The sequence below is a fragment of the Blautia sp. DFI.1.216 genome (assembly GCF_020594215.1).
GTDB classification, from domain to species: Bacteria; Bacillota; Clostridia; order Lachnospirales; family Lachnospiraceae; genus Blautia_A; species Blautia_A wexlerae.
The window spans coordinates 1-13337 of sequence record NZ_JAJDML010000039.1 but is presented as its reverse complement, the minus strand read 5'-3'; the positions used below and the strand labels follow the sequence as shown (position 1 = coordinate 13337).

The window sequence follows — 13337 nt, the reverse complement described above, 5'->3', positions numbered from 1 at the left end:
TCCTCCCTATTCTTTCTCACTTACCATCTTCAAATAAACTCCGGAAAAAACAGCCATGAATACAAACAATACCACGGATGCAGCTGCTGCAGTTCCGAAATTATGATCAATAAATGCTCTTCTGTATGCATATGTATAAACAATCTCTGTGCTGTACAACGGTCCACCTTTGGTCATCAGCCAGATAGTGTTAAAACAGGACACAATACCGATCAGGTTCAGGATTGTGGAAATAGCCAAAGGTTCTTTGATAATCGGAAGTGTGATCCTCCAGAAACACTGCCAGCGACTGGCACCATCTATTTCTGCACTCTCATACACATCCCCGGAAATTCCCTGCAGTGCAGCCAGAATAAAGATCATCTGAAATGGAATTCCCTTCCAGATTGCCGTCAAGATTACACACCAGAACGCTGATCCCACATTTCCAAGCCAGGATACAGATTCTGTAATCATTCCCAGTTTCACTGCCAGAATATTAATGATACCTACATTTGCATTGTATAAAAAAGTAAAGGTCATAGCTGCTATGGCATGGGGAACTGCCCATGGAACCAGAATCAGGGTTCTGTATACAGATCTTCCTTTCAGTTTCTGGTTCAGTGCAAGTGCAAGAAGCATGGCTGCCACAAGCTGTACCACAAGATTCACCACTGTCCACTTTACTGTATTTCCAATAGACTGTAGGAACACTTTATCTTTGAAAATATCAATATAATTCTGCAGTCCTGCAAAGGTATTAAACGTGGGATCGTTTGGGCGTACAAGGTTATAATTTAAGAAACTCAGATAAATACCTCTGAAAAGAGGATACACAGAAAGTGCCAGTACCGCAATCACTGCTGGTGCCATCAGAAGATATCCTGGAAGATTTTTTTTCAGTTCCAGGCCTTCTTTTCTACATATTTTGGACATAATCTTCCTCCCTTCTCAACGAAGAAGCGCTGCCGCCATTTCACGCCAGCGCCTCTGTTATTATTTCATGTTTGTTTCCCAGAAATTTTTACTGATAGTTAGATGCAATATTTTCATTAAGCTTCTGTGCAAGAGATGTCAGCGCATCTTCAGCTGAGGACTGTCCGTAGTCTACTTCCAGAATGGCATTAGTAATCAGTTCATCGATGGATTTTTCATTGATAACAGCAGGTCTTGCCTTTGTATATGAAAGTTCTTCTGCAAAGACTTTCAACTTATCCTTTCCTTCCAGCGCTTTAGCATAATCATAGTCCTTGCGTGCAGATGCTTTTCCCTCTACACTCATAATAGAATCTCCTTTTTCTGAGTTCAGATACTGAATCAGATCATAGGCAAGTTCTGGATTTTTGCAATTTACATTAATATTCCAAGTCCAACCTCCCAGTATAGTTGCTTCTGTTTTCCCTTTCACCATCGGGGCAATACCATAATCCATATCCGGATTAATATTTTCCACTCCAGTAGAACACCAGTCTCCACCCAGCAGGAAAGTTGCTTCTCCATTTGCAAAGCTTTCATATACTTTGTCCCATGTGGTTGCTTCTTTAAAAGACTCTACCAGACCACCTTTAGAGATCAAATCACAGATATAATTCCATGCTTCTTTTCCCTCCTCATTGTCAATCACTACTTTCGGAACATCTCCGCTTGTATCGATTACCGGACACTCATTCTGATAGAAGAATGAATAGAACGCATACGCACTCTGATAAGTAATAATTCCACCGTATCCTGCCTCTTTCGCTTTATCTACTGCATCCGAAAGTTCTTCCCATGTTGTAGGAACATCAATTCCCAGCTCATCCAAGCGTTCTGTATTATAATAAAGGCCTGTACAGTCCATATACCATGGTACTGAATAATATTTGCCTTCGAATTTGCCGGAATTAAGAGGTCCTTCCTGATACTGTGCAGTAAGTTCTTCATCTGTAGTAAGTTCTTCTAATGGATACAGGAGCCCCATAGCAGCAAGGTCAATGGCATGTCCCGAATTATCCATCACTACAATATCTGCACCTCCGCCTGCCAGAGCAGCAGTCTGGAAAGATTCTTTAATATCCTGCTGAGAAGCACCCTGTAAGGTAATCTTAACTCCCGGATTCTCTTCTTCATATTGTTTAATTACTTTTAAAAATTCTTCACTGCTCGCTCCTGACTCATCAATCCAACTATTTGTCATCAAAAGTGTCAGTTCTCCTTCTTTTTGATCTGAAGTATCGGATGCAGCCCACACACCTGTCTGTGCGCCTAAAACCATAACCCCTGCCAGCATAACAGCTAATGCTCTTTTCTTCATTATATAGTTCCTCCTTCTCATCTTCTCTCTTATATCTCTGTATTTCTGATCTGCTTTCCAATCGATTGTTCTGCTATGCACTTATTAAAACATGAAATCCCTGATTTTTGAATAACGATATTATTCTTTCTTTTTCCATCTTTTCTAAAAAAAAGTAAGGTTAATCGGAATTGGTATTATTTTTATCTTTTTTTATCCAAACATCTAAATTATCTTTATTCTCTTTTCTTTTTTCATCACGTATAATCACAGACATACAAAACAGATGCAGGATTCCTGACATCCTGATGATTTTTTCTATATTAATTTTTTAAGGAGGGTTTTCCATCATGAAAAAACTGAATGTTGCTTTAGTAGGCTTAAGCTTCGGGCTTGAATTCGTTGCTATCTACTGTAAACATCCTGATATTGATAAGGTGTATGTCGTAGATAAAAATGAGAAACTTCTGAATATTGCAAAAGAACGATACAGCATTCCGGATGAACGCTGTTTCACAGATCTACAGGATGTACTGGATATTCCTGAAATTGATGCAGTTCATCTTGTAACACCGCCAGCAACACATGCTCCGTTTTCTGTACGCGTCTTAAATGCAGGTAAACATTGTGGCTGTACAATTCCTATGGGAATGAGCATCCAAGAATTAAATGACATCATTGCAGCCCGCAAAGCCTCTGGCAAAAATTATATGTTTATGGAAACAACGATTTTCCAGAGAGAGTTCCTCTATATCCAGGAACTTTATAAGAAGGGTGAACTTGGACGTCTCCAGTACATGACCTGTGCACATTATCAGGATATGGAAGGATGGCCGGAATACTGGGAAGGCTTCCCACCACTGATGCACCCAACACACGCCGTTGCTCCTTGTCTGATGCTCGCAGGCCATCTTCCAGACAAGGTTTACGCAAGAGGTTCCGGAAAAATCCGCAAAGAACTGGCTGACAAATACGGCTGCCCGTTTGCATTCGAATCCGCATTTATTTCTCTTCAGGATAGCGATGTAACTATTGAAATGGAACGTTTCCTCTACGGTGTAGCCAGAAGCTATTCCGAATGCTTCCGAGTATACGGTGAAAACGAGAGCTTCGAATGGCAGCAGCTTGCTAATGAAGATCCTGTTCTCTTTACCCGTACAGGAGAACTGGAGAAAGTGGACATTCTGGATGAAGACAGCGAAAAATCCAGTCGTGGATCAGAGATTGTGGAAAAAAGAATCCAGATCCCGGATTATGCACACCTTCTTCCGAAGGAAATCGCATCCTTCACCACCAACACAGTATATAACAATGAGAACACCCATCTCTCCTTTACCCAGGGTGGGGGTCACGGTGGTTCCCATCCACACCTTGTACATGAATTCATTCGTTCCATTCTGGAAGAACGTAAACCTGCTATTGACGACATCATGGGTGCTTACTGGACAGGTACAGGAATCTGTGCACATGAATCTGCTATGAAAGACGGAGAAGTTATTACAATTCCTCGTTTCGAATAACCTATATCATTTAACTTTATATCATAAATACATCAGAGAGTGTGTAGAAATTTTCCAATCTACACACTCTCTGATATTTTTCATCTATTTACAGCAAATCATATATAATGTTATTATTTCACTATCTTCTCAATGATGCACTGATGCTCTTTATCCTTTTTGGAATAGTTAATCCCTGCCAAAAGAATATTTCCTGCATATTTCTCCAGACTTTTACAATATTGCTTCTGTTTAATCTGAGAAATAGCTCCTTTGGCACTTTTATCCCATTTTAATTCCACTACCAGAGCAGGTTTATCAGGAAATTTTTTTCTCGGAATAAAGACCATATCCGCAAATCCCTTTCCTGTTGGCAGTTCACGATATACGCTATAATAGTTTCTAGCCGCATACAGAGCCAGTGAAATAGTATAACTTAATGCATTTTCATCATTATACTGAAGATGCGAGGTCTCAAAGTGTGCTCTTTGGATTCCCTGTGCAACCATCTGCTCATTCTGATTCCAGATTGCATTCAGGACATCTGCCGAATTTTTTAAAGCTTTTGACACTTCACCCCAGTCTGATACAGAAACAGCATTTGCATACTCATTCCGGATTTCATTATTAGGAATATACACACAATGTTCTGTAGAATCATATGTCAGATATCCCAGATGGATCAATAAGGTCAAAACATCATTCTCATCCCGGAATGTCGTCATATCATTTGTAAAATTTCCGGTATTAACAGGAATATGCTCTCCTGCCAGCATACTGAGAATATCATCCTTTAACCCCTCAAAATTCATATCTATATAAGTCTGCAGTGCTTCAAAAGATTCTGTCATATTCCAGTAGTTTCTGATAGAACCAAAGAGCATGCCGTTTACCACAGACCTTGGATTATAAACCGGCTCACAGTTTTCAAACCTGTACCCGTCATACCATTCTCTGATTTCCCTCATATCCATATGATATTTCTCACATAATTCTCTGACTTCTGTCTCTGTAAAACCCACAAACTTCGCCAGAGGTCCTGCATAAATCATAGAAAATTCATCAAACATATTCAGGGCAGAATGTGTTCCATATTTCTTTACCGGCAGGATTCCTGTCATATAAGCAAGATGAATATAAGATTTATCCTTAAGAAAATCCCGCAGAAAATCAAGATACTGCTCCTGTGCTTCTTTATCTGACTTGTATTCTCTGAAAATACAATCCCACTCATCTATAATAATCACAAACGGACATCCTGTCTGCTGATATACATCCTGCATACTTTCAGCAAGATCTTCTTCATCAAAATAGTCCACATCAGGATATTCCTGTTTCAGGTCACGCATCAGAATCCGGTTTAATCGCAGGACCATTTTCTCTACTGTCTTACTGCGGCTTAGGAATTCCTGCATATTTATAAAGAAAACATTGTATTTGTTCAGATATTTTGAAAAAGATGAATCTTCTTTTATCTTAAGTCCGTCAAATAATTTTTCAGACTGACATCCTCTGCTGTAATATGCAGCCAGCATATTTGCAGTCATAGACTTTCCGAAACGTCTTGGTCTGCTTACACAGACATTTTGCTGCATGGTGTTAAAAACACGATTGGTATATTGTATCAGTTCTGTTTTGTCCACATAAATCTCAGAATTGATTGCTTTATAAAATTTATCATTGCCGGGATTTAAATACACACCCATTTCACACACCTGCTTTCCTGACAGATATTTTAATTTACCGTAACTATAAAAGTTCTGTCCAACTACCGTACTGTCTTTCAACTGATATTCCTGTAAATTTGTACTTTCCTTTTCCATATCCCGAAACCGGCTCCAGTATTTTCCTTTTAACCAATTCTTTTATAAGCATAGAAGCGCGTGTAGGCTTCAGACCAGTAGCATGTTGTACATCTTCTCTTCCAAATGCCACTTTATCACTTAACGCATCATACATTTTCTGAATATGGTTTATTGTTTTTTCCAGGAAACCATGAATTTCATCTGAATACCTGTCATGCACATCAATATTCACTTTTTCTGTTACAATGTTCGCTTTTCCCCTCTTAATATTCACTTTTTTCATTTCAATGTTCGCTTCTTCTGTTTTCAGACTCTCATTTAGAAGATTTATAAATTCTTTATTGATGTGCATCATGCGATTATGAAGAGGATTTTTTTCATTCAGCAATAAATTTCGCAAAAATACTTCCAGATATTCAGTTGTCTCATGGATTCCATTCTTTAAGTCATTATAGTTTGCACGAACCAGGGCATTTCGAAAATACCAGGCATTTTCTGCAAATATATCATTTGTGGCATCAAATCCCAGTGTTCTGAGATATTTAATAAAAAAAACTGCCGTAGTTCTGGTATTTCCTTCGCCAAACACATGTATCTGCCACAGATTTGCCACAAAAACTGCCAGATGATGTATCATTTCATCTATAGATAAACCCTTATAGCTGTACTTTTTTTCCTGCGTAAAATCATATTCTAATGTCTCTCTAAGTTCTGATGCACTTCCATAAAGAACGGAAGCTCCATCTAATACCCATTCTTTTTTTGTAATGTTATAATCCCTGATTTTTCCGGCATGTGAATAAATTCCTGTAAATAGTTTCTTATGAATTGCCAGATATTCTGTAGGTGTAAAACTAAATGCATTTTCTGATAATAGTGCTGCAATTCTGGCTGAAACTTTATCCGCTTCTTCAGTTCTGTCTCCTGACTTTGGCTTTTCTCGTCTTTCCTCATAATAAGAATCTACCAGATATTGAGCTTCTTCTATCGTAATTTTTCCCTCAATATTCTGAACAGCTGTATCAACCAGATACTGCGACGGCTTTAATCCATCAACAGCCTGTAAACCAATGGCAGTATTCCATGCATATCCCTTTTCACGCCTGCCTGGCTCTGCCTGTATAAGATATTCTCTGAAAGGATCTGTTTTCATTGATTATCACGCCTTTTTTTCTATTTTATCATTCTTAATAGTTTCACTCTCTGTGTCCCAGCTCCCAGAATGCCACTGCACTTGCCGCAGCTACATTCAACGAATCTACTCCGTGGGACATTGGTATCTTTACTGTATAATCGCAGTCTGCGATGGTCTGTGATGCAAGGCCGTCACCTTCAGTTCCGAGAATGACTGCCAGTTTTTCTTCTGAACGAAGTGCTTTGTCTTCAATTCCTACGGAATCGTCACGCAGAGCCATTGCAGCTGTTTTGAATCCCAGATTTTGCAGAATCTGCATTCCATCCTGTGGCCATACAGTTTTTTTATCAAAATATGTCCAGGGAATCTGGAATACGGTTCCCATGCTTACTCTGGCTGCCCGTCGGTAAAGCGGATCGCTGCATCCGCCGGTCAGAAGTACTGCATCCATATGGAGAGCTGCTGCTGACCGGAAAATAGCTCCGATATTTGTAGGATTTACAACATTTTCAAGAACTGCTATGCGGCTGGCGTTTCTGCAGATTTCCTCTACAGATGGCAGTGAATTTCTGCGCATTGCACAGAGCATTCCGCGCGTAAGGGCAAATCCGGTCAGCTTGACCAGCAGTTCATATTCCGCAGTATATACCGGCACATCCGGATATTGTTTCAGAATTTCCCGCGCCTCTCCCTCCAGATCTTTATGCTCCACCAGGAAAGAGATTGGCTGATATCCTGCATTCAGGGCACGTTCAATTACTTTCGGACTCTCCGCAATGAAAATTCCCGGTTCCGGTTCATAGTATCGTAAAAGCTGCACTTCAGATGTTCTGGCATATACATCCAGTTCCGGCGCAGCGAAATCTTTTATTTCGTTAAACATAAAAATAAAACCTCCAAACTGAGTAACCTTATCTTACATCAGTTTGGAGGTTTATACAAGAATTCCTTTTCAACAGTGTTATTCGGTTCTTTTTCTTCTGTCTTTATATGCCAGAAACAGAATCGTCAGAAACGTAACTGTCTCCGCTGCAAGAAGAGAGATCCAGATTCCATTTAATCCAAATAATTTCGCAAGTATAACTGCGCAGATAACAATGGCAACAATTCCTCTCAGTAATGAACCGACAATTGCGATTTTCGGTTCATCTACTGCTGAGAAATATGCCACCAGTACAATATTGATTCCTGCCACTATAAATCCAAGGAAATACAGACGCAGTCCTGTATGTGCATAATTCAACAACTGAACATTGTTTTCACTGTTGAAAATGCTGATCAGCGTGTCGGTTGAAGTCCAGATGATCAATTGGGTCAGTGCTTCTACAGCAAGACATACGAGCAGGCTCCATTTCAGAAGTTTTCTTACCTGAGTAGGCTGGCCTTTTCCGTAGCTTTCACTGATCAGGGGCTGTGCTCCCTGGGCCAGACCGTTGAAAATTGCAAATGCCACGATAGAAAGGTTTGCCACAACTCCATAGGCTGCTACACCCATATTTCCCGCGATTCCCAGGATCAGAAAGTTAAATACAATGGCGATCACACCGGAAGACAGTTCACCGACGAATGCGGAAACTCCTAGCTGACAGCAGGAAATCAGGTGTCTGAATGACGGTTTTTTCCAATGGAATCCTACATGATTTCTGCTGCTTCTGTAGTGCATGGTACAGACGCTCATTGTTACGATCGGACAGATTGCAGTAGCAAGTCCTGCTCCGGAAAATCCCAGACCGACTGGGAACATGAATATATAATCAAATATAATGTTAAAGATACTTCCACTGATGGAACCGATCATTGCAATAGAAGGCGCTCCATCGTTTCTGGCAAATGCAGTAAATGTATAATTTGACATGAAGAATGGTGTTGCGATCAGAATAATTCTCACATAGTTTCGTCCAAGTCCGATCAGTCCGGCATCTGCACCCAACAAAGCCAATGCTTTGTCCGGAATAAAGATTCCGATCAGCATAAATGGAACTGCAGCCAATATGCTCCAGGTTACTGACTGTACGAAATAATGTTCTGTATTTTTTCCTTTTGCCCTGCTTATGGCATACCTGGTAGCGGAACCAATCCCGATCATAGCCCCAATCGCATAGATCAGTCCATAAACCGGCAGGATCAAATTGAGAACTGCCAGTCCGTCAGCACCGGAATATACAGATATAAAGAAAGTATCTGCCAGAACATAAACGGAAATCCCGATCATTCCGGCAACACTCTGGGTTACATATCTGGTGAATCTTTTCAGCATAATACTTCGCTCCTTCGTTATATTGTCAACATTGTCTTCCTTTCATCTGCAGACTTATCTCACCATTATACCCATATAAAACAAAAATACAACCACAAAAACTCCAGACATAAAAATCTCCTTAAGCAGATTTTTTAATGCTGCTCAAGGAGACTCTGTTGATATTCGCAATTCACTTCACGACACTCTTTATTTTACCCGGTTTTTTTTCAGGTCTTCTACAATTTCATTGTAACGTTTTTTATTCAGGCGATAGAAAAACAGTACAATTGCTGTCACTATCCATAAAACTCCCGGAATTGTAGTAAAGGAATGTCTCATAATACTGAGGACAGCCGGATTCTGTACCTGATTTGCCACATATCCATATTTTCCAAGAAGTGCTGCAAGTAGCGCAGTTCCTATTGCCATGCCAATTTTATTTCCCAGTGACACAAATGCATATTGAAAACCATCATTCCTTAAGCCCGTTTTCCACTCTCCGTATTCTACGCAGTCGGGAATGATCGCATAGATTGCAGTGTTAAATCCAGAGAAAAAGAACTGTGTAATTCCTGCAAGTGTATAGAACGCTGCCGGTGTTTCTTTTACATTAAAGAAGAACATACAGAGCATGGAAATTCCAGTGAGGAGAGCAAAAATGGATGCAGTTCTTCCTTTATTGTTCAGTTTGCGGAATACAGGCTGGAAACATGCAGCACCGATAATGGATGGAATGATGATGCACATGGAATATGTAGTATAGTAGGATGCATTTCCCTCTACATAAGTGAAATAGTATAAAACATCTGCATTTCTTCCATAAAGTGTAAATCCGAATAACACCTGTCCGATTAATGCCAGAATATATGGGCGGTTCTGCATCACCGCTCTTAACTGCACTTTTATGGATATTTTTTCTTTTTCCGGCATAATCACCTGCTCTTTTGTTTTTGCAAAACAGAAGAAATGACAGGCTGCAAAAATACATCCGTATATGATTGCTACCAGTAGGTATCCGGTTTTAGCACTTTGACTGCCAAGTTTTCCAATCAGTGGAACTGTAATGATATTGATAATTCCAATTGCAACCATTGCAGATACTGAACGTGATGTATTAATCTTTGCACGTTCATCGATATCCTGTGTCATTGCTCCACAAAGGGTGCCATACGGGATATTTACACAAGTATATCCAAGTACCAGCAGACAGTATGTAATTACCATATAGATAACCTTTGATCTGTCCGACCAGTCCGGATGTGCCCAGAATGTCATAATCAGAAGCACGGCCGTGATCGGAGCTGCAATGAGAAGCCATGGACGATAACGTCCCCATTTTGTTTTGGTTTTATCTGTCAGTCCACCCACGATCGGATCATTGATCGCATCCCAAAATCTCGAAAACAGCATCAGGGCAGAGACTGCTGCCATACTGATTCCGAATACGTCTGTGTAAAAAATCATGAGAAAATTACTGACGAACATCCAGCTGAAATTACATCCTACATCGCCAAATCCATATGCGATTTTACTGATCAACGGAACTTTTACATTTTCGTTTTTACTCTCCATAATTCCTCCTGCCTGCTGCCATCCTCCGTCTTTCCGTTTACTCATGTCTTCTTTACAGCAGTTTTTTTTATTATATCTTTGTCTTACATAATGCTTATGATCAGCAGGGTATTTTATTTTTCCTGCACATTGATAATCACTTTCATTGTAGTCTCACGGTTATCGTCAATGTACTGGTATGCTTTCAGATAATCTTTAAATGCAAATGTCTTAGAAATCAGCGGTCTTAAATGCACTTTTCCTTCATTCACCAGTCTGATTCCGTCTACATAATCATCATGTCGGTACATCATTGTGCTCTTGATATCAAGCTCATGATCATTTGCAACTGCCAGATCGATCTCAGCCATTCCTGCAAAAACTGCAACCAGCACAATCACGCTTCCTTTTCTTGCATATTTGATCGCCTGTCCCATTGTAATGTTATTTCCTGCACAATCATAGATAACATCTGCCTTATCCGGTCCAAAGGCTTCTACCATTGCTTCCCCGAAATTTTTATTTCTTGTGTTGACACATACGTCAATTCCACACTCTTTTGCTTTTTCCAGACGAAGATCACTGACATCTGTGATCATAACTTTAGCTGCTCCCATCCCTTTAGCAGACTGCGCTACCAGATTTCCGATCGGACCGGCTCCTATCACCACAATATTCATTCCCGTTACATCGCCCATCTGTTTAACCCCATGAACAGCTACTGCCAGAGGCTCGATCATTGCGCCCTCTTCATAAGACATATCTTCCGGTATCGGTGTTACTTTTGATGCATCAACTGCAAAATACTCGGATGCAGTTCCTGTTGTCTGGAATCCCATTACTTTCAACTCCTCACAGAGATTGTATTTTCCGTGACGGCATGGATAACAATGTCCACAATATACCTGTGGCTCAATTGTTACTTTCTGTCCCACATGAAATTCTGTTACTGCATCACCTGTTTTTACCACTTCTCCTGATACTTCATGTCCCTGGGTTACCGGATATTTTGTAAAAGGATGTTTTCCGTGATATACATGGATATCAGAACCACAGATACCAATATTCATAATCTTAACCAAAACCTGGTTGTCTTTAATCTCTGGTACGGGAACCTCTCTGAAAATAATTTCTCCTGGATTTGTCATAACCTGCTGTAACATAATATTTTCCTCCTTATTTGTTGAATGTACTTTGAATCTCTAGTTGTTTATTAGCTTTTATTAAATGTTTTATTAAAGTAATTACATTATTATTCAAATCGCTAAATTTGTCAATAAACATTTAAAAATATTTCTCATTTCTACCAGTTGCACAAAGTAAAGATTTTATTTTTATGCAGATGTTACTATAACACTCCTCATAATTATCTGCTGAATTCCCGCACAATAACAAAATACCCTGATCACAACCTTTCTTTGTTGTAATCAGGGTATTTTTTATATTCAGATATTTGTTTAATATGGTATATCAGCAGATCATCAGTGATTCAAGAATGCCATCGGCTATATCTTTCCGATAAAATCCTGCAAGAAATGCTTTGCTGCACCTACAGCTGAGGCTTCTTTCTTATAAGAACAGTTTTTCAGATATCTCAGATCATGATCAAATCCATTATACTTCATTACTTTTTCCCCAAGAGGTATCATATAATCTGAGAGATATCCACCCATTTCACCTCCAAGAATGATATCCATATCATATGCCATGCGCAGATTTGAAATCAGAATTGCAAGATAATCAAGATACTCTTCCCATTTTTTCTCTGCCTTTTCATCATTGTTTTGAAGCAGCTGCATAAACTGTTCCACAGAATCCTTTGACTCACCAACAAGTGCGCCTGCAGCGCAATAAGCATCTGCACAACCAGATTTTCCACAATAACACTTGCGGCCCTGAGGTACAAGTATCATATGTCCAAATTCTCCGGCCTTCTGATTTTCTCCGGAAAACAAATTTCCCCCTATGCAAAATGCACCGCCAAGAGTCTGATTCAACGAAAGGTAAATTGCATTCTGATAGATGTTCATATCTTCTGCCATCATTGCCGCATTGGCATCATTTGAAAAATAAACCGGGACAGAAAATGCCTGTTCCAGGAAACTGAGACTATAGTTTTCAAGTTTCAGTGCGTGGGATTTTATCACCAGTTTCTGCTCCTGATTAATGATTCCCGGAATAGAGATTCCAACACCCAGAAGCTTTTCTTTCTGTTCTGCATCATTCATATGATCCAGAAATTTCGTCGCATAATCTGCCACCTGACTGCAATATGACATATCAGATACAAATTTCAGACGGATCCGCTCTGATTTCACAATCTCATACTTCAGATTTACCAGCACCATTCCCAGATGATTTGCAGTGATCACAATTCCCATTGCATAACGATAGGATGGATTGATTCCAATACTTTTAGCCTTTCTTCCTCCTGTGGATTCATATTCTCCAGTTTCTATTATGATACCTTTTTCCAATAAATCTTTTACATTAGACAGAACTGTTGGCATACTCAGATTCAGTTCTTTGGATATTTCCACTTTTGATGTGGATTCTCTATTTATAATATAATTTACGATTTTTGATTTCGTAGCAAATTTCTTTTCCAGTCCGCTCATTCTGTTTCTACCTTCTTTTATTAATGTATTTATAAAAGAATGATACCTGTTATTGTCATATTTGTAAATAGCCATTGTCTCTGCAGAGTATATTGCTTTTTGCAATTGAGGCAGGGGACTTAACTTATTCAGCTGATTCAGTTAATATATCTACAATAACAGATAAATTGTTACTGTTCACACGCCACTATCCCGCGAGGTGTTTTGGCATGAATATGCCAAAATCCCGAGACATACAA

Annotated in this window: 10 protein-coding genes; 1 reads left to right on the top strand and 9 read right to left on the bottom strand. The window is 39.5% G+C overall.

Features of this window, described 5'->3' with window-relative positions; translation table 11 throughout:
• Positions 1 to 6: 6 nt before the first annotated feature.
• Positions 7 to 915 (bottom strand): carbohydrate ABC transporter permease, encoded by a 909-nt coding sequence (locus tag LJE11_RS13790; protein WP_025579317.1) that lies wholly within the window; start codon positions 913 to 915, stop codon positions 7 to 9.
• Between the two features lie 88 nt (positions 916 to 1003).
• On the bottom strand, positions 1004 to 2272 hold the full coding sequence (locus tag LJE11_RS13785) for an ABC transporter substrate-binding protein (protein WP_025579315.1): 1269 nt from the start codon (positions 2270 to 2272) through the stop codon (positions 1004 to 1006).
• Between the two features lie 329 nt (positions 2273 to 2601).
• On the opposite strand from LJE11_RS13785, the gene LJE11_RS13780 reads away from it, so the two are divergent.
• Positions 2602 to 3771 (top strand): Gfo/Idh/MocA family protein, encoded by a 1170-nt coding sequence (locus LJE11_RS13780; RefSeq protein WP_173704904.1) that lies wholly within the window; start codon positions 2602 to 2604, stop codon positions 3769 to 3771.
• A 113-nt stretch (positions 3772 to 3884) separates the two neighbouring features.
• Here the strand turns inward: LJE11_RS13780 and LJE11_RS13775 are convergent, their stop codons facing one another.
• The 7 genes from LJE11_RS13775 to LJE11_RS13745 all read right to left on the bottom strand — a co-directional run bounded on the left by LJE11_RS13775 (position 3885) and on the right by LJE11_RS13745 (position 13098).
• The gene (locus LJE11_RS13775) at positions 3885 to 5456 is read right to left on the bottom strand and encodes an AAA family ATPase (protein WP_227296119.1); all 1572 of its coding nucleotides are present in this window, start codon (positions 5454 to 5456) and stop codon (positions 3885 to 3887) included.
• 43 nt (positions 5457 to 5499) lie between these two features.
• A complete protein-coding gene (locus LJE11_RS13770; RefSeq protein ID WP_227296117.1) occupies positions 5500 to 6708 on the bottom strand; it encodes a Fic family protein in 1209 nt (402 codons plus the stop codon).
• Positions 6709 to 6751: 43 nt separating this feature from the next.
• On the bottom strand, positions 6752 to 7573 hold the full coding sequence (locus LJE11_RS13765; RefSeq protein WP_227296116.1) for a TrmH family RNA methyltransferase: 822 nt from the start codon (positions 7571 to 7573) through the stop codon (positions 6752 to 6754).
• 78 nt (positions 7574 to 7651) lie between these two features.
• On the bottom strand, positions 7652 to 8947 hold the full coding sequence (locus LJE11_RS13760) for an MATE family efflux transporter (protein WP_227296114.1): 1296 nt from the start codon (positions 8945 to 8947) through the stop codon (positions 7652 to 7654).
• Positions 8948 to 9136: 189 nt separating this feature from the next.
• The gene (locus LJE11_RS13755; RefSeq protein ID WP_008706355.1) at positions 9137 to 10501 is read right to left on the bottom strand and encodes an MFS transporter; all 1365 of its coding nucleotides are present in this window, start codon (positions 10499 to 10501) and stop codon (positions 9137 to 9139) included.
• A 113-nt stretch (positions 10502 to 10614) separates the two neighbouring features.
• Positions 10615 to 11643 carry a zinc-dependent alcohol dehydrogenase gene (locus tag LJE11_RS13750; protein WP_008706353.1) on the bottom strand — a complete coding sequence of 343 codons (1029 nt, stop codon included), beginning with the start codon at positions 11641 to 11643 and terminating at the stop codon, positions 10615 to 10617.
• Between the two features lie 342 nt (positions 11644 to 11985).
• Positions 11986 to 13098, bottom strand: coding sequence for an ROK family transcriptional regulator (locus tag LJE11_RS13745; protein WP_173721678.1), 1113 nt, complete (start codon positions 13096 to 13098; stop codon positions 11986 to 11988).
• Between the last annotated feature and the right edge of the window lie 239 nt (positions 13099 to 13337).